20 protein-coding genes and 1 rRNA gene are annotated in these 25,321 nt (G+C 66.3%); 1 reads left to right on the top strand and 20 read right to left on the bottom strand.

The window, feature by feature from the left end:
- Window positions 1–26: 26 nt before the first annotated feature.
- From LGN10_RS17995 to coq7, 17 genes are all read right to left on the bottom strand, one after another.
- Window positions 27–533 carry a peroxiredoxin gene (locus tag LGN10_RS17995; RefSeq protein ID WP_059580848.1) on the bottom strand — a complete coding sequence of 169 codons (507 nt, stop codon included), beginning with the start codon at window positions 531–533 and terminating at the stop codon, window positions 27–29.
- 188 nt (window positions 534–721) lie between these two features.
- Window positions 722–1,918 carry a cell division protein FtsZ gene (gene ftsZ, locus LGN10_RS17990; RefSeq protein ID WP_021159911.1) on the bottom strand — a complete coding sequence of 399 codons (1,197 nt, stop codon included), beginning with the start codon at window positions 1,916–1,918 and terminating at the stop codon, window positions 722–724.
- Window positions 1,919–2,034: 116 nt separating this feature from the next.
- Entirely contained in the window at window positions 2,035–3,267 is a 1,233-nt protein-coding gene (gene ftsA / locus LGN10_RS17985; RefSeq protein WP_006487138.1) for a cell division protein FtsA, read from the bottom strand.
- Window positions 3,268–3,293: 26 nt separating this feature from the next.
- Window positions 3,294–4,046 (bottom strand): cell division protein FtsQ/DivIB, encoded by a 753-nt coding sequence (locus LGN10_RS17980; RefSeq protein WP_034186356.1) that lies wholly within the window; start codon window positions 4,044–4,046, stop codon window positions 3,294–3,296.
- A gap of 19 nt (window positions 4,047–4,065) precedes the next feature.
- Window positions 4,066–5,007, bottom strand: coding sequence for a D-alanine--D-alanine ligase (locus LGN10_RS17975; protein ID WP_034206326.1), 942 nt, complete (start codon window positions 5,005–5,007; stop codon window positions 4,066–4,068).
- Between the two features lie 84 nt (window positions 5,008–5,091).
- Complete coding sequence (gene murC / locus LGN10_RS17970) at window positions 5,092–6,489, bottom strand: UDP-N-acetylmuramate--L-alanine ligase (protein WP_059580845.1); 1,398 nt, start codon at window positions 6,487–6,489, stop codon at window positions 5,092–5,094.
- Window positions 6,486–7,589, bottom strand: coding sequence for an undecaprenyldiphospho-muramoylpentapeptide beta-N-acetylglucosaminyltransferase (gene murG, locus LGN10_RS17965; protein WP_226224497.1), 1,104 nt, complete (start codon window positions 7,587–7,589; stop codon window positions 6,486–6,488). Before murG ends, murC begins: the two co-directional genes overlap by 4 nt.
- A gap of 121 nt (window positions 7,590–7,710) precedes the next feature.
- The gene (ftsW, locus tag LGN10_RS17960; RefSeq protein ID WP_060965539.1) at window positions 7,711–8,994 is read right to left on the bottom strand and encodes a putative lipid II flippase FtsW; all 1,284 of its coding nucleotides are present in this window, start codon (window positions 8,992–8,994) and stop codon (window positions 7,711–7,713) included.
- On the bottom strand, window positions 8,991–10,499 hold the full coding sequence (gene murD / locus LGN10_RS17955; protein ID WP_226224495.1) for a UDP-N-acetylmuramoyl-L-alanine--D-glutamate ligase: 1,509 nt from the start codon (window positions 10,497–10,499) through the stop codon (window positions 8,991–8,993). Before murD ends, ftsW begins: the two co-directional genes overlap by 4 nt.
- Before the next feature lie 28 nt (window positions 10,500–10,527).
- Window positions 10,528–11,697, bottom strand: a complete 1,170-nt coding sequence (gene mraY / locus LGN10_RS17950) for a phospho-N-acetylmuramoyl-pentapeptide-transferase (RefSeq protein WP_006477019.1) — start codon at window positions 11,695–11,697, stop codon at window positions 10,528–10,530.
- Window positions 11,698–11,713: 16 nt separating this feature from the next.
- Window positions 11,714–13,120, bottom strand: coding sequence for a UDP-N-acetylmuramoyl-tripeptide--D-alanyl-D-alanine ligase (locus LGN10_RS17945; protein WP_226224493.1), 1,407 nt, complete (start codon window positions 13,118–13,120; stop codon window positions 11,714–11,716).
- A complete protein-coding gene (locus tag LGN10_RS17940) occupies window positions 13,117–14,655 on the bottom strand; it encodes a UDP-N-acetylmuramoyl-L-alanyl-D-glutamate--2,6-diaminopimelate ligase (protein ID WP_060312581.1) in 1,539 nt (512 codons plus the stop codon). Before LGN10_RS17940 ends, LGN10_RS17945 begins: the two co-directional genes overlap by 4 nt.
- On the bottom strand, window positions 14,652–16,499 hold the full coding sequence (locus LGN10_RS17935; protein ID WP_226224491.1) for a peptidoglycan D,D-transpeptidase FtsI family protein: 1,848 nt from the start codon (window positions 16,497–16,499) through the stop codon (window positions 14,652–14,654). The genes LGN10_RS17940 and LGN10_RS17935 overlap by 4 nt, the downstream gene beginning before the upstream one ends.
- Window positions 16,496–16,837, bottom strand: coding sequence for a cell division protein FtsL (ftsL, locus tag LGN10_RS17930; RefSeq protein WP_059580826.1), 342 nt, complete (start codon window positions 16,835–16,837; stop codon window positions 16,496–16,498). The genes LGN10_RS17935 and ftsL overlap by 4 nt, the downstream gene beginning before the upstream one ends.
- Entirely contained in the window at window positions 16,834–17,775 is a 942-nt protein-coding gene (gene rsmH, locus LGN10_RS17925; protein ID WP_226224489.1) for a 16S rRNA (cytosine(1402)-N(4))-methyltransferase RsmH, read from the bottom strand. Before rsmH ends, ftsL begins: the two co-directional genes overlap by 4 nt.
- Before the next feature lie 23 nt (window positions 17,776–17,798).
- On the bottom strand, window positions 17,799–18,227 hold the full coding sequence (gene mraZ / locus LGN10_RS17920; protein ID WP_006487094.1) for a division/cell wall cluster transcriptional repressor MraZ: 429 nt from the start codon (window positions 18,225–18,227) through the stop codon (window positions 17,799–17,801).
- A 386-nt stretch (window positions 18,228–18,613) separates the two neighbouring features.
- Entirely contained in the window at window positions 18,614–19,240 is a 627-nt protein-coding gene (coq7, locus tag LGN10_RS17915) for a 2-polyprenyl-3-methyl-6-methoxy-1,4-benzoquinone monooxygenase (protein ID WP_060312576.1), read from the bottom strand.
- A gap of 276 nt (window positions 19,241–19,516) precedes the next feature.
- Between coq7 and LGN10_RS17910 the strand changes: the two genes are divergently transcribed.
- Window positions 19,517–20,668 (top strand): porin, encoded by a 1,152-nt coding sequence (locus LGN10_RS17910; RefSeq protein WP_059580821.1) that lies wholly within the window; start codon window positions 19,517–19,519, stop codon window positions 20,666–20,668.
- Window positions 20,669–20,956: 288 nt separating this feature from the next.
- On the opposite strand, the gene LGN10_RS17905 is transcribed toward LGN10_RS17910, so the two are convergent.
- The 3 genes from LGN10_RS17905 to rrf form a co-directional block, all read right to left on the bottom strand.
- On the bottom strand, window positions 20,957–22,630 hold the full coding sequence (locus LGN10_RS17905; RefSeq protein ID WP_226224488.1) for a long-chain fatty acid--CoA ligase: 1,674 nt from the start codon (window positions 22,628–22,630) through the stop codon (window positions 20,957–20,959).
- Between the two features lie 137 nt (window positions 22,631–22,767).
- Entirely contained in the window at window positions 22,768–24,843 is a 2,076-nt protein-coding gene (locus LGN10_RS17900; RefSeq protein WP_226224487.1) for a molybdopterin-dependent oxidoreductase, read from the bottom strand.
- A 378-nt stretch (window positions 24,844–25,221) separates the two neighbouring features.
- Window positions 25,222–25,321: ribosomal RNA gene (rrf, locus tag LGN10_RS17895) — 5S ribosomal RNA — on the bottom strand; the annotation flags it as partial.

The raw sequence follows: 25,321 nt of genomic DNA, 5'->3' as shown, positions 1-25,321 counted from the left end.
CCGGAAGGCAACGGCGCGCCGCACGATCAGGACGTCAACGTCGCGAGCACACTCGCCGCATCGCTCACTTCGAATTTGCCCGGCGCCTCGACGGCCAGCGTCTTGACCACACCGCCGTCGATCACCATCGCGTAGCGCAGGGAACGAATTCCCATGCCACGCGCGGACAAATCCTGCGTCAGCCCCAGCGCATGAGTGAAAGCCGCGCTGCCGTCCGCCATCATGCGCACCTTGCCCGCGGTGTGCAGATCACGTCCCCATGCGCCCATCACGAATGCGTCGTTGACGGACACGCACCAGATCTCGTCGATACCCGCCGCGCGCAGTTGCTCGGCGTGCTCGACGTAGCCCGGCACATGCTGCGCCGAGCAGGTCGGCGTGAACGCGCCCGGCAATCCGAAGATCACCACCCGCTTTCCCGCAACCTGGTCGCGCACGCTGAAGGCATTCGGCCCCAGCGTGCACCCTTCGCGCGCGTCGTCGACGAACTCGAACAATTGCGCGTCGGGCAGCGCGTCGCCCACTTGAATCATGGCTGGTCCCTCATAGCGATACGGTTTTTCAGCGTGTCGCGGACAGCACGGCCCATCCCGCTTCGCACAAGCGAAGAGGGCACCTTTCCCGGCCCGGCGTCGCATCCGACGCGGCCTGTCGTGGTCTGTGGCATCCGTCACGCCGGCGATACCGCGGCGGTGTCGCCGCGGCTTCGCCTGTGTTTGCGTCAGTCAGCCTGCTTGCGCAGGAAAGCCGGGATGTCGTACGTGTCGACCCCCTTCTCCTGCAGCGCCTGCACGTGCGATGCCGCGGTTTCGCGCGAGTTGCGCCACACCGCCGGCGTATCGAGCGCGCCGTAGTCGGCCGTGCTGACGTGATGCGCCGGCGCATAGCCGTGCGACACCGCGCTGACCGGCTGGTTGTCCGTACCCGTGCGCAGCAGCGTCATCGGTGCCGACTGCTGCTTCTTCGCCGCACGGCCCAGACCCGTCGCCACGACCGTCACGCGCAACGCATCGCCCATCGCGTCGTCGTACACCGCACCGAAGATCACCGTCGCATCTTCCGCCGCGTAGCTCTTGATCGTGTTCATCACTTCGCGCGTTTCCGACAGGCGCAGCGAACGGCTCGACGTGATGTTGACCAGCACGCCGCGCGCGCCCGACAGATCGACGCCTTCGAGCAGCGGGCTCGCCACGGCCTGTTCCGCCGCGAGGCGCGCGCGATCGACGCCGGCGACCGTCGCCGTGCCCATCATCGCCTTGCCCTGCTCGCCCATCACCGTCTTCACGTCCTCGAAGTCGACGTTCACGAGGCCGTCGACGTTGATGATTTCCGCGATACCCGCCACCGCGTTGTTCAACACGTCGTCCGCGCACTGGAAGCACTTGTCCATCTCGGCGTCGTCGCCCATCACGTCGAACAGCTTGTCGTTCAGCACGACGATCAGCGAGTCGACGTGATCCTCCAGTTGCTGCGAGCCTGCTTCGGCGACGCGCATGCGCTTGCCGCCTTCGAACTCGAACGGCTTGCTGACGACACCGACCGTCAGAATGCCCATCTCCTTCGCGATCTGCGCGACCACCGGCGCCGCGCCCGTGCCCGTGCCGCCACCCATGCCGGCCGTGATGAACACCATGTGCGCGCCGCGCAGTGCGTCGGCGATGCGCTCACGCGCCTCTTCCGCTGCCGCACGGCCCATTTCCGGCTTCGCACCGGCGCCAAGACCCGTGTTGCCGAGCTGGATCACCGACGATGCGCGCGAACGCGACAGCGCCTGGGCGTCCGTGTTCATCACGATGAAATCGACGCCCTGCACGCCGCGGTTGATCATGTGCTGGACGGCATTGCCGCCAGCGCCGCCAACGCCGACCACCTTGATGATGGTGCCGTTGGTCTCGGTTTCCAGCATTTCGAATTCCATGTTGCCTCCGTCAAGAGAATGACTGCTACTCGGCCGTTATTCGGCAGGAGATCGGGCAACCCCCTGTCGCGCGCCAGCCGCCGGCACCAGCGCGAATTTCGATTCGGTTCGACTCGTCAGAAGTTGCTCAGGAACCATTCCTTCATCCGCGAGAACACCTGCCCCGCGTTGCCGGACTGCACGGCGACCTTGCGGCCGCGCATGCGCTGCGCACTGCCTTCGACGAGCAACCCCATCGCCGTCGAGTAGCGCGGATTGCGCACGACGTCGGAGAGGCCGCCTGCATATTCCGGCGCGCCGATGCGCACCGGTTTCAGGAAAATGTCTTCGCCGAGCTCGACCATGCCCGGCATCATCGACGCGCCGCCGGTAATGACCACGCCGGAGCTCAGGAGTTCTTCGTAACCCGACTCGCGCACGACCTGCTGCACGAGCGAGAACAGTTCCTCGACGCGCGGCTCGATCACGGCCGCGAGCGCCTGGCGCGACAGCGTGCGCGGGCCGCGTTCGCCGAGGCCCGGCACTTCGACCATTTCGTCCGGATCGGCGAGCGCCTGCTTCGCGATCCCGTAGCCGACCTTGATGTCTTCCGCATCCGGCGTCGGCGTGCGCAGCGCCATCGCGATGTCGCTCGTGATCTGGTCGCCGGCGATCGGAATCACCGCCGTGTGGCGGATCGCGCCTTCGGCGAAGATCGCGATGTCCGTCGTGCCGCCGCCGATGTCGACCAGCACCACGCCGAGATCCTTCTCGTCTTCCGTCAGCACCGCCAGCGACGACGCGAGCGGCTGCAGGATCAGGTCGTTCACTTCCAGCCCGCAGCGGCGCACGCACTTGACGATGTTCTGCGCGGCGCTCACCGCGCCCGTCACGATGTGCACCTTCACTTCCAGCCGGATGCCGCTCATCCCGATCGGCTCGCGCACGTCTTCCTGGCCGTCGATGATGAATTCCTGCGTGAGGATGTGCAGCACCTGCTGGTCGGTCGGGATGTTGATCGCCTTCGCGGTCTCGATCACGCGCGCGACGTCCGTCTGCGTGACCTCCTTGTCCTTGATCGCGACCATCCCGCTCGAGTTGAAGCTGCGGATGTGGCTGCCCGCGATCCCCGTAAACACGTTGGTGATCTTGCAGTCGGCCATCAGCTCGGCTTCCTCGAGCGCGCGCTGGATCGACTGCACGGTGGCCTCGATGTTGACCACCACACCTTTCTTCAGACCCTTCGACTCGCTCTGGCCGAGACCGATCACCTCGTAGTGGCCCTCGCCTTTCAGCTCGGCGACGATGGCCACTACCTTCGACGTGCCGATGTCGAGGGAAACCAGCAGATCCTTGTAGTCTTTGCTCATAAAGTGCTCTTGCGTGTGATCTCTCGTTACTTCTTGCGCTTGTCGGTATCGGTCAGGAACCGCATGCCTGCCGCGCGAATCGCGAATCCGTTCGGATAACGCAGATCCGCGTACTCGATGTCGTTGCCCCAACGCTCCGTGACGGCCGGCCACGCGGCCACCAGGCGCTGGCTCCGGTCATGCAGCGTGTCGCTGTTGCGTTCCTTGCCCAGCTCGACCTGCATGCCGTTCGACAGCTTCACCGTCCACGCGTACCGCGCCGACAGCGTCACTTCTTCCGGCGCCGCCTTCAGCGGCGCAAACCATTTCCCGAAGTCGCGATACCGCGTGACGACTTCCTTCGCACTGCCTTCCGGGCCGTCGAACGCCGGCAGTTCCTGCTCCAGCTCGCCCTGGTTCGCGGTGAACAGCTCGCCGTCGACGCTCACCAGCTGATCGCTGCCCCAGGTCCCGAGCGGCTTGTACTCCTCGAGCGTGACAGCCAGCGCATTCGGCCACACCCGGCGCACGCTCGCGTGACGCACCCACGGCATCTGCTCGAACGCGGCACGCGCCGCATCGAGATCGACCGTGAAGAAATTGCCCTTCAGCCGGCCGACCACGCCCGCGCGCACCGTCGGCGAGTTGATGTGCTCGGTGTCGCCGTCGATCCGGATTTCCCGCAGCGCGAACGTCGGGCGCTGGATCAGCCAGTAGCAGCCGGCCGCCGCCAACACGAGCAGCAGCAGCGCGTACAGCGCGCTGGCGGCAAGGTTGAGTTGGCGAACGTTGTTCCACATACGTCGTTCCGTTCCTGCGTCAGTCGTTGAGCGTGAGCGACAACACCTTCACGACCAGCTCCGAATAGCCGATGCCGACCGCGCGCGCGGCCTTCGGCGGCAGCGAGTGGTCGGTCATCCCGGGGGCCGTGTTCACTTCCAGGAAATACGCATTGCCGGCCGCGTCGAGCATGAAATCCGCACGGCCCCAGTCGGTGCAGCCGAGCACGTCGAACGCGCGGCGCGCGATGCGCTTCAATTCCGCCTCCTGTTGCGCCGGCAGGCCGCACGGGATCAGGTACTGCGTATCGTCGGCGACGTACTTCGCGTGGTAGTCGTAGAACTCGCCCGCCGGCACGATCTTGATCAGCGGCAGGTCGAGATCGCCGGCGATGCACGCGGTGTATTCGCCGCCGCCTTCGATGCTCTTCTCGACGATCACGATCTTGTCGTGCGTCGCGGCTTCCGCGAGCGCGGCCGGCAGCGCGTCGGCCGTCTTCACCTTCAGCACCGCGACGCTCGAGCCTTCGCTCGCCGGCTTCACGAACAGCGGCAGGCCGAGCTTCGCGACAATGTCGGTCGCGCGCGCGGCCAGATCGTCGCCGCGCATCACCGTCTCGAACGGCGGCGTCGGCACGCCCGTCTGCTGCCACACGAGCTTCGTGCGGAACTTGTCGAGGCCGAGCGCCGACCCGAGCACGCCGCTGCCCGTGTAGCGGATCCCGTAGAAATCGAGCGCGCCCTGGATCTGGCCGTTCTCGCCGTAGCCGCCGTGCAGCGCGTTGAACGCGCGCACGAAGCCTTCGTCCTTCAGCGCCGACAGCGGCCGCTCGGCCGGGTCGAACGGATGCGCGTCGACGCCCGCGTCACGCAGGCCCTGCAGCACGAGGCGGCCCGAGGTGAGCGACACCTCGCGCTCGGCGGATTCGCCGCCGAACAACACCGCCACCTTGCCGAAGCGTTTCGGATCGATTCCGCTCATGCCGACCTCCGCCGGGCCGCCCCAACGAGGCTGACCGCCCCCGCGGGGGGCAGCGAACGAAGTAAGCGTGGGAGTCGTTTCATGTCATGCCTTCTGTTCAGTGTGTTGCACGAGCTTCGCCGGCACGCCGCCGATCGAACCCGCGCCCATCGTGATCACCACGTCGCCGTTCTGCGCGACTTTCGCCAATGCGTCCGGCACGTCGTCGACCGTCGCGACGAACACCGGGTCGACCTTGCCCGCCGCGCGCAGCGCACGCGACAGCGCGTCGCCGCTGGCCGTCGGGATCGCCGCTTCGCCCGCCGCGTAGACTTCCGTCAGCACCAGCGCATCGACCGTCGACAGCACGTTGACGAAATCGTCGAAGCAGTCGCGCGTGCGCGTATAGCGGTGCGGCTGGAACGCCAGCACGAGGCGACGGCCCGGGAACGCACCGCGCGCGGCCGCGATCGTCGCGGCCATCTCGACCGGGTGATGACCGTAGTCGTCGATCAGCGTGTACTGGCCGCCGTCCGCGCTCGGCACTTCGCCGTAACGCTGGAAGCGCCGGCCGACGCCGTTGAATTCCGCCAGCGCCAGCTGGATCGCGTCGTCCGACACGCCGAGATCGGTCGCGATCGCGATCGCCGCGAGTGCGTTCTGCACGTTGTGCAGGCCGGGCATGTTCAGCACCACCGCGAGCGGCGCGCGACCTTCGCGAATCACGTTGAAATGCATCCGGCCGTCGCGCGCGTCGATGTCCTCCGCGCGCACCTGCGCGTCCGGCGACAGGCCGTAGCGCACGACCGGCTTCGAAATGAACGGAATGATCTGCCGCACGTTCGGATCGTCGACGCACACCACCGCGCTGCCGTAGAACGGCAGGCGCTGCGTGAATTCGATGAACGCCTGCTTGAGCCGCGCGAAATCGTGGCCGTAGGTGTCCATGTGGTCGGCGTCGATGTTCGTGATGACTTCGATCACCGGATACAGGTTCAGGAACGACGCGTCCGACTCGTCGGCCTCGGCGACGATGAAGTCGCCCGTGCCGAGCCGTGCATTCGCGCCGGCGCTGATCAGCCGGCCGCCGATCACGAACGTCGGGTCCAGCCCGCCCGCCGCGAGCACGCTCGCGACGAGGCTCGTCGTCGTGGTCTTGCCGTGCGTGCCGGCGATCGCGATGCCCTGCTTCAGGCGCATCAGTTCCGCGAGCATCACCGCGCGCTGCACGATCGGCACGCCCTGGTGGCGAGCGGCCAGCACTTCCGGATTGTCCGAACGCACGGCCGTCGACACGACGACCGCGTTCGCGCCCTCGATGTTCGCCGCGTCGTGGCCGATCGCGATCCGCGCGCCCAGCGCCGCGAGGCGATCGGTCACCGCGTTGCGCGACAGGTCCGAGCCGCTGACCGCGTAGCCGAGGTTGACGAGCACTTCGGCGATGCCGCTCATGCCCGCGCCGCCGATCCCGACGAAATGAATGTGTTTGACGATGTGTTTCATTGCAGTTGTTCCAGGTTCGCGCCGGCCGCCTTCGCGCACACACGCGCGACTTCGTCGGTGGCCTCGGGCTTCGCGAGCGAGCGCGAACGTTCCGCCATCTCCGCGAGCGATGCCCGCGACTGGCCGCGCAGCCAGTCGGCGAGCAGTTCCGCCGACAGGTCGCGTTGTTGCACCAGCACGGCCGCGCCCGCATCGGCGAGGAACGCGGCGTTGGTCGTCTGGTGATCGTCGACCGCGTACGGGAACGGCACGAATAGCGCCGCCACGCCCACCGCCGCAATCTCCGACACCGTCATCGCGCCCGACCGGCAGATCACCAGATCCGCCGCCGCATATGCGGCCGCCATGTCGTCGATGAACGGCACGAGCCGCACGTCTTCGCCGGCCGCGAAACCGGCCGCTTCGTAATTCGCCTTCAATGCATCGATGTGCTTCACGCCGGCCTGGTGCACGACGCGCGGGCGCTCGCACGGCGCCAGCAGCGCCAGCGCGCGCGGCACGACTTCGTTCAGCGCGGCCGCCCCGAGGCTGCCGCCGACGACCAGCACGTTCAGCGGGCCGCTGCGCGACGCATAGCGCGCGTGGGGCGGCTCGGTATGCGCAAGTTCCGCGCGAATCGGGTTGCCCGTCCATTCCGCGTGCGGCAGCGCGCCGGGGAACGCGACGAGCACACGCTTCGCGAGTTTCGCGAGCACCTTGTTCGTCAGGCCCGCGATCGAATTCTGTTCATGCAGCACGAGCGGACGCCCCGACAGCGCGGTCATCACACCCGCCGGGAACGTGATGTAGCCGCCCATCCCGAGCACGACGTCCGGCCGCACGCGGCGCAGCGCGCCGAGGCTCTGCCAGCATGCGCGCAGCAGGTTGACCGGCAGCGTCAGCTTGGTCTTCAGGCCCTTGCCGCGCAGCCCGCCGAACCGCACGTACTCCATCGGAATGCCGTGCTTCGGCACGAGCGTCGCTTCCATCCCGGCCGGATTGCCGAGCCATACGACGCGCCAGCCCGCCGCTTCCATCCGGTGCGCGACCGCGAGCCCAGGGAACACGTGGCCCCCGGTGCCGCCTGCCATCACCATCAGCGTGCGTTGCGACGCGGTCATACCTTCCCTCCGCGCATCAGCAAGAATGAACGCATGTTTTGGCTACGGCCGCTTCGCTTGACTTCGCGCGCTTCGCGCACGAAGTGAGCCTTCACCGAAATCGCGTACTGACGCGGGGAGGTCATACCTTCCCTCCCCGCATCAGTACGCGATTTTCGTAATCGACCCGCAGCAGCACCGCGAGCGCGACGCAGTTCAGCAAAATGCCCGAACCGCCGTAGCTCACGAGCGGCAGCGTCAGGCCCTTGGTCGGCAGCAGCCCGAGGTTCACGCCCATGTTGATGAACGTCTGCGCGCCGAACCAGATGCCGATGCCCTTCGCCATCAGGCCCGCGAACGTGCGATCGAGCGCGAGCGCCTGGCGGCCGATCTCGAACGCGCGGCGCACGATCCAGTAGAACAGCAGAATCACGACCAGCACGCCGATGAAACCGAGCTCCTCGCCGATCACCGCGAGGATGAAGTCGGTATGCGCTTCCGGCAGGTAGTTCAGCTTCTCGACGCTACCGCCGAGACCGACGCCGAACCATTCGCCGCGGCCGAACGCGATCAGCGAGTGCGTGAGCTGGTAGGCCTTGCCCTGCGCGTAGCGTTCGTCCCACGGATCGAGATACGCGAAGATCCGCTCGCGACGCCACGGCGACAGCCACACGAGCATCGTGAACGTGCCGACCGCCGTCGCGACGAGGCCGCCGAACAGCTTGCCGTTCACGCCGCCGAGGAACAGCACGCCCATCGCGATCGCGGCGACCACCATGAACGCGCCCATGTCGGGCTCGAGCAGCAGCAGCGCGCCGACGAGACCGACCGCGAACGCCATCGGCAGGAAGCCCTTCGCGAAGCTCTGCATGTATTCCTGCTTGCGCACCGTGTAGTTCGCCGCGTAAATCGTCACCGCGAGCTTCATGATTTCCGACGGCTGCATGTTCGTGATGCCGAGCGGAATCCAGCGGCGCGCACCGTTCACGCCCTTGCCGACGTGCGGGATCAGCACGATCACGAGGCCGACGAGCGCGATCAGGAAAAGATGCGGCGCGTACTTGTCCCAGGTCGACACCGGCACGCGGAACGCGATCACCGCCGCGACGAACGCGACGCCGAGCGACACGCAGTGGCGCATCAGGAACGCGTAATCGTGATACGACGCGTATTTTGGCGAATCGGGCATCGCGATCGACGCCGAATACACCATCACGACGCCGAGCCCGAGCAGCGCGATCGCGACCCACAGCAGCGAATAGTCGAAATCGAGCATCCGCGAACGGCTCGGACGTACGCCGTTGACGACGCTGGCGAGGCCGCCCGTCGCGGCGCGCGTGGCCGATGCGACGCGGCCGCCCGCGGCGTTGCCGCCGGTGTCGCGTCGGTCGTTGAAACGGGAGACGAGGCGATCGGACCAGCTCATGGCGTCGCTCCTTTGTCGATGGCGATGGCGTCGACCGCCGCGCGGAACACTTCCGCACGATGGGCGTAGTTCCTGAACATGTCGAGGCTCGCGCACGCGGGCGACAGCAGCACCGCATCGCCCGGCTCGGCCAGCTCGGCCGCCGCGTGCACGGCGCCTTCGAGCGTCGCGTGATCGGCGAGCGGCACGCCCGTTTCGGCGAGCGTGTCGCGCAGCGCCGGCGCGTCGCGGCCGATCAGCATCACCGCGCGGCACCAGCGCGCGACCGGCGCGACGAGCGGCGCGAAATCCTGCCCCTTGCCGTCGCCGCCGGCGATCAGCACGGTCTTCTGCGCGAGCCCGTCGAGCGCGGCCACCGTCGCGCCGACGTTCGTCCCCTTGCTGTCGTCGACGTAGTCGACGTCGTCGATCGTCGCGATCACTTCGACGCGATGCGCCTCGCCGCGGTATTCGCGCAGCGCGTGCAGCAGCGGCGCGGTCGGCAGATCGATCGCGCGCGCGAGCGCGAACGCGGCCAGCGCGTTCGCGGCGTTGTGCAGCCCGCGGATGCGCAGCGCGTCGACCGGCATCAGGCGCTTCTGCGCGATGTCGGGCGTGTGCGCGGCGTCGCGCTTGCGCCGGCGGGTCGTCGCCTCATCCGGCGCGTCGCGATCGACGGCCTCCACCAGCCACGCGATGCCGTTGTCGCGCGACAGCCCGTAGTCGCCGTCCTGCGTCGGCTCGTTCAGGCCGAACGTGACCGTGCGCGGCGCATCGGCCGCGCCGGCTGCCGGCGCGAACTTCATCACGGCCGCGTCGTCGCGGTTCAGCACGCGCGTCGTCGTCGCGCCGAAGATCCGGCCCTTTGCCTGCGCGTACGCGTCGAAGCTGCCGTGCCAGTCGAGATGGTCCTGCGTGATGTTGAGGATCGCGGCCGCATCGGGCGCGAACGTGCGTGCGGTCTCGAGCTGGAAGCTCGACAGTTCGAGCACCCAGACGTCCGGCAACGCGGTTTCGTCGATCGCGCTCGCGAGCCGGTCGAGCATCGCCGGGCTGATGTTGCCCGCGACCGCGACCTTCTTGCCCGAGCGCTGGCACAGCAGGCCCGTGAGGCTCGTCGTCGTGGTCTTGCCGTTGGTGCCGGTAATCGCGAGCACCTTCGGCTGGTAGCCGCTCGTGCCGAGCGCGCGCAGCGCCTGCGCGAAGAATTCCAGCTCGCCCCATACCGCGATGCCGCGCTCGTTCGCGGCCGCGACCAGCGCCGCGAGCGCCGGCTCCAGCGGCGACAGCCCGGGGCTCAGCCCGACGATCTCGACGCCGCCGTCGAGCAGCGCGGGCGTGAACGCCCCGCCGACGAATTCCGCGTCGATGCCTTCGGCCTGCAGCGCGGCAAGGTTCGGCGGCGCCTCGCGGGTATCGGCAATGCGCAGCCGGCACCCGTGCCTCGCGCACCATCGCGCGATCGCGAGACCCGATTCCCCGAGCCCCAGTACGAGCACCATCGGCCGTTGCCGATCTCCAAACATCTCGCCAGACATCCTTGTTACCTTTCCTTTACCGCAGCTTGAGGGTGGTCAGACCGAACAGGCACAGCATCAGCGTGATGATCCAGAAACGCACGACCACCTGCGTTTCCTTCCAGCCGGACAATTCGAAATGGTGATGCAGCGGCGCCATCTTCAGCAGGCGCCGGCCTTCGCCATAACGCTTCTTCGTGTACTTGAACCACGACACCTGCAGCATCACCGACAGCGTTTCCGCGACGAAGATGCCGCCCATGATGAACAGCACGATTTCCTGGCGCACGATCACCGCGACCGTGCCGAGCGCGCCGCCCAGCGCCAGCGCGCCGACGTCGCCCATGAACACCTGCGCGGGGTGCGTGTTGTACCAGAGGAACGCGAGCCCGGCTCCGCCCATCGCGGAACAGAAGATCAGCAGTTCGCCCGCGCCGGGGATGTGCGGAAACAGCAGGTATTTTGAATAGACCGCGCTGCCCATCACGTACGCGAACACACCCAGCGACGCGCCGACCAGCACGACCGGCATGATCACGAGGCCGTCGAGGCCGTCGGTCAGGTTCACCGCGTTGCTCGCGCCGACGATCACGAAGTAGGTCAGCACGATGAAGCCCCACACGCCGAGCGGGTAGCTGATCGACTTCAGGAACGGCAGCATCAGGTCGGCGCGCGCCGGCAGCCCCATCGACAGGCCGCTCCTCACCCACGCCATGAACAGGTCGAACACGCGCACGTTGTTCGCCTCGGACACGCTGAACGCGAGATAGACGGCCGCGAACAGCCCGATCACCGACTGCCAGAAATACTTCTCGCGCGACGACATCCCGCGCGGGTCCTTGTGGACGACCTTGCGGTAATCGTCGACCCAACCGATCACGCCGAAACCGAACGTGACGAGCATCACGATCCAGATGAAACGGTTCGTCAGGTCGCCCCACAGCAGCGTCGCGACCGCGATGCCGATCAGGATCAGCACGCCGCCCATCGTCGGCGTGCCGGACTTGACGAGGTGGGTCTGCGGGCCGTCCTTGCGCACGGCCTGCCCGACCTTCATCTGCGTCAGCTTGCGGATCACCCACGGTCCGCACACGAGCCCGATCCCGAGCGCGGTGATGGTGGCCATCACCGCACGGAACGTGAGGTACGTGAACAAGCGCAAAAAGCTTGCGTCTCCTTGCAGCCATTGCGCCAGCGCCAGCAGCATGCTTCCTTCCTTCTACTCAGTGTGCGGCGGGCACCGTGCCCGCCGCGGGTTGGTTCGTCAGCGCGTCGACCACGCGCTCCATCTTCATGTACCGCGAGCCCTTCACGAGCACCGTCGCCTGCGCGCCGTAACCGGCCGCGAGCAGCGCCGACACGAGCGCGCCGACGTCGCCGAAATGGCGTGCGGTGTCGCCGTAGGCCGTGCACGCGTCGCGCGATGCGTCGCCGAGCGCGAACAGCGCGTCGATCCCGCGTTCGCGCGCGTACGCGCCGATCTCGCGGTGGAATGCCGGCCCTTCGTCGCCGACCTCGCCCATGTCGCCGATCACCAGCACGCGCGGCGCCGGATGCGCGGCGAGCACGTCGATCGCGGCGCGCATCGAATCCGGGTTCGCGTTGTACGTATCGTCGACGACCGTCGCGCCGACGAGGCTGCCGACGCTCGCCTGCTTCACTTGCAGCCGGCCCTTGACCGGTTCGAACGATTCGAGCCCCTGCCGGATCGCCGACAGCGCGACGCCGGCGCCGAGCGCCGCGGCCGTCGCGGCGAGTGCGTTGCGCGCGTTGTGTTCGCCGAGCGCGCGCAGCCGCACCGTGACGGCACCCGCCGGCGTGTCGATCGCGAGTTCGCCGCCGTGCAGGCGACCGACGACCTGCGCGTCGTTCTGCCGTTCGGCGTCGTGCAGCGCGAAATCGAGGATCCGGTTGCCGGTCGCCGCGACGCGCCAGATGCTTGCGTACGCGTCGTCGGCCGGGAACACCGCGACGCCGTCCGGCGGCAGCGCATGGATCACGGCTGCGTGTTCGAGCGCGACGGCTTCGACCGTCGCCATGAATTCCTGGTGCTCGCGCTGCGCGTTGTTGACGAGCGCGACCGTCGGCGCGGTAAGACGCGCGAGGACTTCGGTTTCGCCCGGGTGGTTCATGCCGATCTCGATCACCGCGAGACGATGCGCGGCCGACAGGCGCAGCAGCGTCAGCGGCAGGCCGACATCGTTGTTCAGGTTGCCGGCCGTCGCGAGCCGCGCGTCGGCGCCTACCGCCGCCGCGAGGATCGACGCGATCATTTCCTTGACGGTCGTCTTGCCGTTGCTGCCCGTCACCGCGACGAGCGGCAGCGGGAACCGCATCCGCCAGCCGTGCGCGAGCGCGCCGAGCGCGGCACGCGTTTCGCCGCCTTCGATCATCGGCATCGCGATGCCCGCCGACGCGTGCGCGACGAGTGCCGCGGCCGCTCCGCGCGCGGCGACGTCGCCGAGGAAGTCGTGCGCGTCGAAGCGCTCGCCCTTCAGCGCGACGAACAGGTCGCCCGGGCCGACCGTGCGGCTGTCGGTCGACACGCGATCGAACGTGACGCCCGCGTCGCCGTGGACGGTGGCGCCGGGAATCAGGCGGGCGGCTTCGCCGAGACTGAGCATCGTCATTCGGCGCCTCCCTTGCCGTGCGTCGCGCGCGCCGCGAGCGCGAGCCGTGCGTGGTCCTGGTCGGAGAATGCGCGTTTCTTGCCCATGATTTCCTGCGTGGCCTCGTGGCCCTTGCCGGCTAGCACGACGACGTCCTCGCGTGCGGCACCGCGCACGGCCTGCAGGATCGCGCTCGCGCGATCCTCGATACGGCGTGCGCGATCGGGTGCGGTCATGCCCGCGACGACCTGATCGATGATGCGCTGCGGATCTTCGCTGCGCGGGTTGTCGCTCGTGACGACGGTTTCGTCGGCGAGCCGCTCCACGATCGCGCCCATCAGCGGGCGCTTCGTCGCATCGCGATCGCCGCCGCAGCCGAACATGCAGATCAGCCGGCCACCGCGCGCCGCGGCGATCGGGCGCAGCGCATCGAGCGTCTTTTCGAGCGCATCGGGCGTGTGTGCGTAGTCGATCACGACGAGCGGTTCGTCGTTCTGCAGCCGGCCGCCGAGCCGCTGCATCCGGCCGTTGACCGACTCGAGCCGCTCGATCTCGGCGAGTGCCGCGTCGAACGGCACGTCGGCCGCGAGCAGCGAACCCAGCACGGCAAGCAGGTTGCTGACGTTGAACGTGCCGAGCGTACCGACCTCGACGTCCGCGTCGCCCCACGACGAACGCAGGCGGAATGCGGTACCCGTCGCGGTGGCGCGCACGTCGAGCGCGACCAGCGCGCGATCGGCGTCGGGCGCCGGTGCGTCGCCGATTCCGTACGCGATCGTGCGCACGCGGCCGGCCAGTTTCTCGAGCAGGCGGCGGCCTGCCGCGTCGTCGCGGTTGATCACCGCCGCGCGCAGGCCGCGCCATGCGAACAGCTTCGCCTTCGCGGCCTCGTACGCGTCGAACGTGCCGTGATAGTCGAGGTGATCCTGCGTGAGGTTCGTAAACACCGCGATGTCGAACGCCGTTCCGTTCACGCGCCCCTGGTGCAGCGCGTGCGACGATACTTCCATCGCCACGGCCTGCGCGCCCGCGTCGCGCAATTGCGCGAGGCTGCGCTGCAGCTGCGGTGCGTCGGGCGTGGTGAAGCCCGTCGGCACGAGCTGGCCGGGCATCCCGGTGCCGAGCGTGCCGATCACCGCGCACGGCTCGCGCAGCGCCGTCAGTGCGGTGGCGATCCATTGCGTGCACGACGTCTTGCCGTTCGTGCCCGTGACACCGATCGCGAGCAGGCTGTCGCTCGGATCGCCGTACCAGCCGCTGGCGATCTCGCCGGCGAGTTGATCGAGCGCCGGCACCGCGAGCGCGACGGGTACGGCCGGCGCGTCGACCAGCCCTTCCGGCTGATACAACACGGCGGCCGCGCCGCGTGCGACGGCGTCGGCCATGAACGCGCGATTGTCTGCCCCGTCGACCGCATACGCGACGAACACGTCGCCAGCCTCGAGGCTGCGCGTGTCGGCATGCAGTTGCGCCGCGGGGGCCACATGCTGACGCAGCCACGCGAGCGCGGCTGCGATCTGCTGATGCGCCGGATGGGAACTGCGGGCGGCGCTCATCGAACAACTCCTGGTGAATTACGGGTCGTGCTGGATACGATCATATGCCTCGCGCCGCCCCCCGTAGCCAGCTTTTGCGGGCCTTTTGCGGCGGCGGAATCCGGCGAATCGTCGGACACGACGAGCTGCTTGATCGGCATGTTCGGCGGGACGTTCAACGCGCGCATCGTGTCGCCGGCGATCGCCGAGAATACGGGGCCCGACACCTGGCCACCGAAGTGGCTGCCGGCCGTCGGCTCGTCGACCGACACCGCGATCACGACGCGCGGGTTCGGCATCGGCGCCATCCCGACGAACGACGCGCGGTACTTGCGCGTGTAGCCGTGGCCTTCGTGCTTGTACGCGGTCCCGCTCTTGCCGCCGACGCGATAGCCCGGCACGGCCGCATCCGGCGACGTGCCGCCCGGCGCGACGACCGTCTCGAGCATCGCGCGTACTTCGCGCGCGGTGGTCGGGTTGAACACCTGCGTGCCCGCGATCGGCTGATTGGGGTCGGTCTTGAAAATGGTCACGGGCATCAGCTCGCCGTCGTGCGCGATCGCCGTATACGCCCGCGCGAGCTGGAACAGCGACACCGACAGGCCGTAGCCGTACGACATCGTCGCCTGCTCGATGCGGCGCCAGCTCTTCCACGGCCGCAGGCGGCCGGCCACCGCGCCCGGGAAGCCGACCTTCGGCGCCTGGCCGAGGCCGATGCTCGTATACATGTTCCACATTTCCTCGGGCCGCATCGTCATCGCGATCTTCGTCGCGCCGATGTTGCTCGACTTCTGGATCACGCCGCCGACCGTCAGCGTGCCGAAGCCGGCATCATCGGTAATCGGCGCGCCGTCGAGCACGAAATGCCCGTTGCCCGTCTCGACGAGCGTGTTCGGCGTCACGCGGTGCAAGTCGAGCGCGAGCGATACCGTAAACGGCTTCATGATCGAGCCCGGCTCGAACACGTCGGTCATGATCCGGTTGCGCAACTGCTCGCCGGTCATGCGCGAGCGGTCGTTCGGGTTGTACGTCGGATAGTTGACGAGCGCGAGCACTTCGCCGGTACGCACGTCGACGACCATCGCCGCGCCGGCCTTCGCCTTGAACTTCTCGACGGCGGCCTTCAGGTTCGCGTACGCGATGTACTGGATCTTGCTGTCGATCGACAGGTCGACGTCGGTGCCGTTGTGTGGCGGGATCTGCTCGGCGACATCCTCGACGATGTGCCCCATCCGGTCCTTGATCACGCGACGCATGCCCGACGTGCCGGACAGCATCTTCTGGTCGCCCAGCTCGACGCCTTCCTGCCCTTCGTCCTCGACGTTCGTGAAGCCGATCAGGTGAGCGGTGATCTCGCCTTCCGGGTAGAAGCGCTTGTATTCGTTGCGCTGATAGATGCCGGGAATGTCGAGCGCGGCGACCTTGTCCGCGACGTCGATCGGCACCTGGCGCTTCACATAGACGAAGCCCTTGTCTTCCGACAGCTTCACGCGCAGCTCCTTCGACGTCATGCCGAGGAGCTTGCCGAGCTGGTTGATCTTGTCGGCGTCGAGATCGTCCGGCACCGCGTCGGGAATCGCCCAGATCGCGCGCACGGGCAGGCTCGTCGCGAGCACGAGCCCGTTGCGGTCGAGGATCTTGCCGCGCGTCGCGGGCAGTTCGATCGTGCGCTGGTAGCGGCTTTCGCCCTGCTTCTGATAGAACGCGTTGCCGGGCCCCTGGATCCAGAACGCCCGCGCGGCCAGCGCGACGAACGCCATGAACAGCAGGAACACGACGAGCTTCGAGCGCCACATCGGCAGATGCACGCCCAGCACCGGGCTCGACGAGAACTTCACGTTCTGGCGCTTCGGGGACGGCTTCATCGCGCGCCTCCCTTGCCCTTGCCGGCCGTGTCGGCCGACGCCGGGATCGGCGCGTCGATCGCCTTCGCGGCGCCCGGCGGCAGCGTCAGGTATTGCGTGCGGCCCGTCGAGATCGCCTGCATCTTCAGCGAATCGTTCGCGAGCTGCTCGATGCGCGACGTCTTCGACAGCGCGCTCTGCTGATATTGAAGCTGCGCGTAGTCCTGCTGGAGCTGACGCTCCTGCGACTGCGCGCGCTGCAGCTGGATGAAGATCTGGCGTTGCTGGTTCGTCGAGTTGACGACCGACAGCGCGCAACCCATCACGATGATCAGCAGGAAGATATTGAGGCGGCTCATGGCGTGACGCGCTCCGCGATGCGCATCACGGCCGAGCGGGCGCGCGGATTCGCGGCGACTTCCGCGTCGCTCGGAAACTGGCGGCTGATGATCTTGAGCGGCGGGCTCGGCAGATCGACGGCGCGGATCGGCAGGCGACGATCGACCGCAGGCGCACTCGCGTGCGCCTGCATGAATCGCTTGACGATCCGGTCCTCGAGTGAATGAAAGCTGATGACCACCAGCCGCCCCCCTTGCTCCAGCAACGACAGTGCCGCGTCTAGTACGACTTGCAGGTCCGCAAGCTCTTGATTGACGTGAATCCGTATAGCCTGAAAGGTGCGGGTTGCCGGATCCTTGCCCTTCTCACGGGTTTTGACGACGTGACCCACGATTTGGGCAAGCTCGCCCGTGGTGTCGAGAGGCCCAAGACGGTCGGACTCTGCCCGGCGAGCAACAAGCGCCTTTGCAATCTGAAAAGCAAACCGTTCTTCCCCATAATCCCGTATCACCTCCGTCAATTCCTGCACCGAAGCCCGCGCGAGCCATTCGGCCGCCGACTCGCCACGCGTCGGATCCATTCGCATGTCCAGCGGACCATCGGCGCGGAAACTGAAGCCGCGCGCCGGATCGTCCACCTGCGGCGAGGACACGCCCAGGTCCAGCAACACCCCCGACACCTTCTCGACGCCGCGCGCCGCAAGCGCGTCGCGCATCGATGCAAAGCTGTCATGCACGATCGAGAAGCGCGCATCCTCGATGCCCTGCGCCGTCTCGATCGCCCTCGGATCCTTGTCGAACGCGATCAGCCGCCCGGCCGCCGCCAGCCGCGCGAGCACCGCGCAGCTGTGGCCGCCGCGCCCGAACGTGCCGTCGACATACACGCCGTCCGGCCGCGTCACGAGCGACTCGACCGCCTCATCCAACAGCACCGTCCGATGCCGCAATTCATTTCCCATCGCGGGCGTCTCCGTCACCGCAATCAGAACGTGAAATTCTTCAGCGCGTCGGGCATGCCCTGCGCCATCGCTGCCTGCTCCTTCGCGTTGTAGGTCTGCGAATCCCACAGCTCGAAGTGACTACCCATTCCCAACAACATGACTTCCTTTTCCAGTCCGGCTGCCATGCGCAGCTCGGGCGATACGAGAATCCGGCCCGCGCTGTCGAGATCGACATCCATCGCATTGCCGAGAAAAATTCGCCGCCACCAGTGCGCGTCCATCGGCAGCGCGGCGATCTTGGCGCGGAACACTTCCCATTCGGGGCGCGGAAACAGCAACAGGCAGCCGTCCGGGTGCTTGGTCACAGTCACCCGTCCTTCTGCCTGTCCTTGCAGCGCTTCGCGATAGCGAGCCGGCACCGACATCCGCCCTTTCGCATCGAGCGTCAGCGCCGACGCCCCTTGGAACACTTTCCGCTCTCCCGTTCAGGGCACCGAAGCACCCGCTCAATGCTGAGAATTTAGCCGGAACAGCCTGCTAAATCACACAAAAATACACTTTCTCACACTGTCTCCCACTTTAGAGGAAGGGTGTGGCACGGTCAAGGGAGCGGCCCGCTTTTTTGACGAATTTTGTTAGTTAGAACAAGGACTTACGCGCACAAGCTCATGCGGCCCCTCATACCAAAAACCGTTATAAATGAATGAGCTAGTGCAACTTGTGAAGGTGATACGTGAGAAAGGCGGGCCAGACGGGCGTGCGGACGGGGCTTTCGGGGGCGGGAAAACGAGGAGTAGGCGGGCGATGCCGGAGGCGGCGAACCGGGGCGACGTCCCACGCCGCCCCGGCGCGAATCTCAGAGATAGTACGCGGTGCTCGTCATGACTTTCGACGCGGCACGCATCAGCATCCGCGCGGGCAGCGGCAGCTCGATCCCGCCGGCGTCGGTCGCGGCCTTGCCATGCTTCACTTCGTCGATCCGCATCTGGTCGACGATCGCGCGCGACGCGGCGTCGGTGGCCGGCAACTCCGACATGTGACCTTCGAGATGGCTCTCGACCTGCCGCTCCGTCTCGGCCATGAAGCCGAGGCTCACCTTGTCGCCGAGGGTGCCGGCCGCCACGCCGATCGCGAGCGCGCCGGCATACCACAGCGGGTTCAGCAGGCTCGGCCGCGAGTCGAGTTCCTTCAGCCGGTGCGCGGTCCACGCGAGGTGATCCTCCTCCTCGCGCGCGGCCTCCTCGAACATCGCCTTCGCCGACGCCGTGCGCGCGGTGAGCTTCTGCGCCTGGTAGAGCGCCTGCGCGCAGACCTCGCCGACGTGGTTCACACGCATCAGTCCGGCCGCGTGCGTGCGCTCGGCGGGCGTCAGTTCGACGTCCGGCGCATCGGCCGGCACGGGCACCGGCCGGCTCATCCGGCTAATGCCGGTCAGCGATCGCAGGCCACGATCGAATTCGCTGATCAGTTCATCCAACACCATCCTGTTCTCCTGGCTGCAGGTGCCGCTGCGCGCGGCAAGGGCACGAGTCCGCTGCGTAACCGACTTGATTATTCAGCGGAAATTGCGGTTAACCCGTGATTTTAACCATTGTTGCATAAAGGAAACATGGCGACCTTGAGCAGCAGCATTTCGCTTTGTGGCAAAAATCGGCTTTGCTACATTACGTCCGACTTCTTGCGAAGTTGATGGGGCTCGTCGACAGAACATAACTATCCGCCCCGTCAAAAAAATTCAGTGATTCTTGGAGATCCGCTAATGAAAAAGTCGCTTCTCGCGCTCGTCGCGCTGGGCGCGTTCGCTGGCGCTGCCCATGCGCAAAGCAGCGTGACGCTTTACGGCATCATCGATGAAGGCTTCCTCTTCAACAACAACGCAGGCGGCAAGCACCTGTACGGCCTCGCCAGCGGCGTGATGCAAGGCAGCCGCTTCGGCCTGCGCGGCACCGAAGACCTCGGTGGCGGCCTGAAGGCGATCTTCACCCTCGAAAACGGTTTCGACGTGAACAGCGGCAGGCTCGGTCAAGGCGGCCTGATGTTCGGTCGTCAGGCTTACGTCGGTCTGTCGAGCCCGTACGGTACGGTCACGCTGGGTCGTCAGTACGACTCCGTCGTCGACTTCGTCGGCCCGCTCGAGGCAGGCGACCAGTGGGGCGGCTACATCGCCGCTCACCCGGGCGACCTCGACAACTTCAACAACGCGTATCGCGTGAACAACGCGGTCAAGTTCACGAGCGCGAACTACGGCGGCCTCACGTTCGGCGGCCTGTACAGCTTCGGCGGTCAGGCGGGCCAGTTCTCGAAGAACCAGGTCTGGTCGCTCGGCGCCGGCTACACCAACGGCCCGTTGGTGTTGGGCGTCGGTTACTTGAACGCACGTACGCCGAACCAGTTCGGCGGCATGTTCAACAACGGCTCGACGTCTTCGTCGGTCTCGTCGCCGATCTACGGCGCGTACGCGAACAACGCGAACACGTACCAGGTCATCGGTGCGGGCGGTGCCTACACGTTCGGCGCGGCGACGATCGGTGCGACGTACTCGAACACGAAGTTCAAGGGCTTCTCGGCAGGCCCGTTCGTGAACCAGACCGCGACGTTCAACAATGGCGAAATCAACTTCAAGTACCAGTTGACCCCGGCGTTGATCCTCGGCGCGGCGTACGACTACACGCAAGGCAGCAAGATCGACGGCAACTCGGCGGCCAAGTACCACCAGGGCTCGCTGGGCGTCGACTACTTCCTGTCGAAGCGCACCGACGTCTACGTGATCGGCGTGTACCAGCACGCATCGGGCAACGTGCTCGATTCGAACGGCAACGTCCTGAAGGCAACGGCAGCGATCAACGGTCTGGCCGGGTCGAGCACCAGCAACCAGGTCGCGGCACGCGTCGGTATCCGTCACAAGTTCTAATCAGCTTGTCTGACAAGCCGCGGCATATTGAAGGCGCCTTCGGGCGCCTTTTTCTTTTCCGGGGCGGCGGGGAGGCCGGCGGGTGGCGGGTCGGCGGCAGTGGGTCGAGCGGGTCGACGGTAGACGCACGTCGCGGCGCGCCGTCCCCTCCCCCCGACCGTCAGGCCGAAACGCGAGGCTTGCCGCGGTCTCCCGCACGTAACGCGCGCTTCCGTCATCCAGCCCACCCCACAGACAAAAAACCCGGCAAGTGCCGGGCTTTCTCGTTCGATCGCATCGTTGCGCGCGTTACGCGCGTCCGTCGCGCAGTTCGCGCCGCAGGATCTTGCCGACGTTCGTCTTCGGCAGCTCCGTGCGGAACTCGACCAGCTTCGGCCGCTTGTACCCGGTGAGCCGCTCCTTGCAATAGGCGAGGATGTCCTTGTCGGTCAGCGCCGGATCCTTTTTCACGACGAACAGCTTCACGGCTTCGCCGGAATGCTCGTCCGGCACGCCGACCGCCGCCACCTCGAATACGCCCGGATGCGACGCCACCACGTCCTCGACTTCATTCGGATACACGTTGAAGCCGGATACGAGAATCATGTCCTTCTTGCGATCGACGATCTTCACGTAGCCGCGCGCATCCATCACGCCGACATCGCCCGTCTTGAAGAAGCCGTCCGCGAACATGACCTTCGCGGTCTCGTCCGGCCGGTTCCAGTAGCCGGCCATCACCTGCGGCCCGCGGATGCAGATCTCGCCGGGTTCGCCGAGCGGGACGTCGTTGCCGGCATCGTCGCGGATCGCGACTTCGGTCGACGGCAGCGGCAGACCAATCGTGCCGCTGTATTCGGTCGCCGTCACGGGGTTGCAGGTGGCCACCGGCGACGTTTCGGACAACCCGTATCCTTCGATGATCGCGGTGCCGGTCTTTTCATACCAGCGCTTCGCCACGCCTTCCTGGATCGCCATGCCGCCACCGTTGGCGATCACGAGCTTCGACAGGTCGAGCTGACCGAATTCGGGATGGTTCAGCAGCGCGTTGTACAGCGTGTTGACGGCCGGAATCGTCGAGATCTGGTAGCCCTTCAGCTCCTTGATCATGCCGGCGATGTCGCGTGGGTTCGGGATCAGGATGCCCATGCCGCCCGTGCGCATCGTCAGGAAACCGCAGACGGTCAGCGCGAACACGTGATACAGCGGCAGTGCGACGACCGTCACGAACTGTTTCACGTCCGGGAATTTCTCATGAGCCGGATGGTGCCAGGCGCCCGCCTGCAGCACGTTCGACACGATGTTCCGGTGCAGCAGCGTCGCCCCCTTCGCGACGCCGGTCGTACCACCCGTGTACTGCAGGAACGCGACGTCGTCGGGGCCGATTTTCTGCGGCCTGAACGTCTGCCGCGCGCCTTCGGACAGCGCGGCCTTGAAGCGCGTGAACGACGGCAGTTGCCACGCCGGCACCATCTTCTTCACGTTGCGCACGACGTAATTGACGAGCCATCCCTTGATGCCCAGCAGGTCGCCCATCGATGCGACGACCACGTGCTTGACGGCCGTATTGGCGATGACGGCCTGCAGCGTCGACGCGAAATTCTCCAGGATGACGATCGCCTCGGCACCACTGTCCTTCAGTTGATGCTCGAGCTCGCGCGGCGTATAGAGCGGATTGACGTTGACCACGGTATAGCCGGCGCGCAATACCGCGGCGATCGTCACCGGGTATTGCAGCACGTTCGGCATCATGATCGCGACGCGCGCCCCGCGTGCCAGACCGCGGGATTGCAGCCACGCACCGAACTCGCGCGACAGCGTGTCGAGTTCGCCGTACGTAATGCCCTTGCCCATGCAGACGAACGCGGTACGGTCCCGATACTGACGGAAGCTCTCGTCGAGCAGGTCAGGGACAGATGGATAAGGCGAGGAGTCAATTTCGGCTGGAACGCCGGGTGGGTACGATTTCAGCCAAATTTTGTCCATACCGCGCGTCTCCTCACAGATTTTCGAATGGTCGTGCTAAAACGCATCCTAACGGCTCCCCCGCCCCGAGACAACAGGGTTAGATGTCCACTTCGAACTTCCCTATCGATATTGTCTGATCATACGGCAATATTCGATCAAATCCGCTCAACTTCCACAAGACAATCGTAAAACGTCGCCGAATTACCCAGATCGGTCAGCGCCTGGCTCGTCACTTCGTTCGCGTTCCTGCCGTCCGGCGACAGCTTCTTCCACCAGATCGACAACCCGACGACCAGCCCGGCACGCGCACGGTCAGTGATTCGCGCAAGCGCCTGCATCGAGCCGCGGTCATTGAAGATGCGGACGACGTCGCCCTCCGCGATGCCGCGCGCGCTGGCGTCGGACGGGTGCATGTCGAGGTGCGGCTCGCCTTCCGTCGAGCGCAGGCTGTCGACGTTCACGAACGTGCTGTTCAGGAAGTGGCGGGCCGGCGGCGAAATCATCGCCAGCGGATAGCGTGCGGCGAGCTCGGGCGCGGCTTCGGCCGATTCGAACGGCGGCAGGTAGTCGGGGACGGGGTCCTTGCCCATCTGCTCGAGCCGCGGGCTGGAGAACTCGCACTTTCCCGAAGGCGTGCGGAAGCCGCCGTTCGCGAACGGCGCGTCCAGCAGCTTGAGCTTCAGCCAGCCGGCCTGCTTCAGCGTGTCCCAGTCGCTGTCGAGCGCCGGATCGTCCCAGCGAAGCGCCGCGCGCGCGACCTCTTCGTCGCTGTGATAGAGCGCGGGCTCGTCGAGTCCCATACTGTGTGCGATCCCGCGAAAGATCTCCGTGTTCGGCCGCGCGTCGCCCACCGGCGGAATCGCCGGCAGGTTTGCCATCACGTAGGTATGGCCGTACGACTTATGGACATCCAGATGCTCGAGTTGCGTGGTCGCCGGCAATACAATGTCGGCGAAATCGGCTGTATCTGTCTTGAAGTGCTCTAGAACGACCGTGAATAGATCGTCGCGTGCGAAGCCTGCGGCGACCTTCGACGAATCGGGCGCGACCGCGACCGGATTCGAGTTGTACACGATCACCGCTTCGACTTTCGGCCCGAATGTCGCGTCGCCCGGGTGCAGCAACGCGTCGCCGATCGCATTCATGTTGATGATGCGCGGCAGCTTGTGCGGCCAACCCGGCATCAGATCCGGACGCAGCAGCGCCGCTTGGTTGACCGGTGCGGATTCCGACGACGAGAGCAGCAGCCCACCGGCCCGATCGCGCCATGCCCCGGTCAACGCCGGCAGGCTGGCGATCGCGCGCACGGCATTGCCGCCGCCGCGAACGCGCTGCATGCCGTAGTTGAGGCGGATCGAAGCCTTGCGGGTGGCGCCGTAGCGACGCGCAAGATCGATCAGTTCCGATGGGTCGATGCCGCAGATCTGCGCAACGCGTTCCGGCGGATAGGACATGGCGCGCGCCTTGAGCGCGTCGAAGCCGAGCGTATGGTCGGCGATGTAACCGTGATCGAGCAGGTTTTCGGTAATCAGCACATGCATCATGCCGAGCGCAAACGCGCCATCGGTACCGGGCTTCAATGCGATGTGCTGGTGGCATTTCTCCGCGGTCAGCGAACGATACGGGTCGATCGCGACAAGACGCGCGCCCCGGCGCTTCGCTTCCTGCGCGCGGGTCCAGAAGTGCAGGCTCGATGCAATCGGATTCGCGCCCCATATCAGAATCAGCTCGCTTTCCTCGAAGTACTCGAGATGCATGCCGACGTTGCCGCCGTACGTATATCGCAACCCCGCTGCGCCGGCTGCCGAGCAGATCGTGCGCTCGAGCCGCGAGGCGCCGAGCTTGTGAAAAAAGCGCTGCGCGATGCCCTCGCCTTGCACGAGCCCCATCGTTCCCGCATAGCTGTATGGCACGATCGCCTCCGGCGCGCGCGCGGCGATTTCACCGAGGCGACGCCCAATCTCGTCGAACGCCTCGCTCCAGCTGATTGGCACGAAGCGCCCTTCCCCCTTGGCACCGACACGCTTGAGCGGGACCGTGAGGCGGTCGGGATGATGAACGCGATCCGCGTATCGGCTGACTTTCGTACACAACACGCCCTGCGTCGGCGGATGGTCGGGATCGCCCGTGACCTTGATCGCCTTGCCATTTTCGACGGTCACACGCATTGCGCATGTGTCCGGACAATCATGCGGGCAAACGGCCCGGGCTACTTGGGTGGCGGCGTTCATGGTCTTGAATGCAGAGATGGGGATTTGCAAATTTTACGTGGACAGGCGGAATAACGCGTTCATTTCGCACCGATTGGGGATTATCTGACCGAAGACCAAGTGGAGGTGCCGGGTGCGGTGGAGGGAAAGCAACCGCACTGGACTGCTTGCCGGTGAGGCGCTTCAAGGCAAATGCGACCTTGATCGGAGATACGGCCAGTATGCGGCTGAATCACTAGAGATGGCAGTCATTGGGAGAATCGACGCCGCGATCGATGTGTCGGACGGGAAGTTCACTCAGGTAGGTCACCTTGGCAACGCTTTGCCCGTCCGCGTGCATTTCCATCGCTGAAATGCAAAAACCCCCGCCTGTTCGGGCGGGGGTTCTTGGCTTAGGGAGCCTGACGATTACCTACTTTCACACGGGAATCCGCACTATCATCGGCGTAGAGTCGTTTCACGGTCCTGTTCGGGATGGGAAGGGGTGGGACCGACTCGC

This window comes from Burkholderia sp. AU32262 (genome assembly GCF_020419985.1).
Lineage (GTDB): Bacteria > Pseudomonadota > Gammaproteobacteria > Burkholderiales > Burkholderiaceae > Burkholderia > Burkholderia semiarida.
This window is presented reverse-complemented; position numbering and strand designations above follow the sequence as displayed.

Bases quoted from the DNA above. Each gene is read 5' to 3' on its own strand.
- LGN10_RS17995 (WP_059580848.1), bottom strand. From the start codon at position 533: ATGATTCAAGTGGGCGACGCGCTGCCCGACGCGCAATTGTTCGAGTTC.
- ftsZ (WP_021159911.1), bottom strand. From the start codon at position 1,918: ATGGAATTCGAAATGCTGGAAACCGAGACCAACGGCACCATCATCAAG.
- ftsA (WP_006487138.1), bottom strand. From the start codon at position 3,267: ATGAGCAAAGACTACAAGGATCTGCTGGTTTCCCTCGACATCGGCACG.
- LGN10_RS17980 (WP_034186356.1), bottom strand. From the start codon at position 4,046: ATGTGGAACAACGTTCGCCAACTCAACCTTGCCGCCAGCGCGCTGTAC.
- LGN10_RS17975 (WP_034206326.1), bottom strand. From the start codon at position 5,007: ATGAGCGGAATCGATCCGAAACGCTTCGGCAAGGTGGCGGTGTTGTTC.
- murC (WP_059580845.1), bottom strand. From the start codon at position 6,489: ATGAAACACATCGTCAAACACATTCATTTCGTCGGGATCGGCGGCGCG.
- murG (WP_226224497.1), bottom strand. From the start codon at position 7,589: ATGACCGCGTCGCAACGCACGCTGATGGTGATGGCAGGCGGCACCGGG.
- ftsW (WP_060965539.1), bottom strand. From the start codon at position 8,994: ATGAGCTGGTCCGATCGCCTCGTCTCCCGTTTCAACGACCGACGCGAC.
- murD (WP_226224495.1), bottom strand. From the start codon at position 10,499: ATGTTTGGAGATCGGCAACGGCCGATGGTGCTCGTACTGGGGCTCGGG.
- mraY (WP_006477019.1), bottom strand. From the start codon at position 11,697: ATGCTGCTGGCGCTGGCGCAATGGCTGCAAGGAGACGCAAGCTTTTTG.
- LGN10_RS17945 (WP_226224493.1), bottom strand. From the start codon at position 13,120: ATGACGATGCTCAGTCTCGGCGAAGCCGCCCGCCTGATTCCCGGCGCC.
- LGN10_RS17940 (WP_060312581.1), bottom strand. From the start codon at position 14,655: ATGAGCGCCGCCCGCAGTTCCCATCCGGCGCATCAGCAGATCGCAGCC.
- LGN10_RS17935 (WP_226224491.1), bottom strand. From the start codon at position 16,499: ATGAAGCCGTCCCCGAAGCGCCAGAACGTGAAGTTCTCGTCGAGCCCG.
- ftsL (WP_059580826.1), bottom strand. From the start codon at position 16,837: ATGAGCCGCCTCAATATCTTCCTGCTGATCATCGTGATGGGTTGCGCG.
- rsmH (WP_226224489.1), bottom strand. From the start codon at position 17,775: ATGGGAAATGAATTGCGGCATCGGACGGTGCTGTTGGATGAGGCGGTC.
- coq7 (WP_060312576.1), bottom strand. From the start codon at position 19,240: ATGGTGTTGGATGAACTGATCAGCGAATTCGATCGTGGCCTGCGATCG.
- LGN10_RS17910 (WP_059580821.1), top strand. From the start codon at position 19,517: ATGAAAAAGTCGCTTCTCGCGCTCGTCGCGCTGGGCGCGTTCGCTGGC.
- LGN10_RS17905 (WP_226224488.1), bottom strand. From the start codon at position 22,630: ATGGACAAAATTTGGCTGAAATCGTACCCACCCGGCGTTCCAGCCGAA.
- LGN10_RS17900 (WP_226224487.1), bottom strand. From the start codon at position 24,843: ATGAACGCCGCCACCCAAGTAGCCCGGGCCGTTTGCCCGCATGATTGT.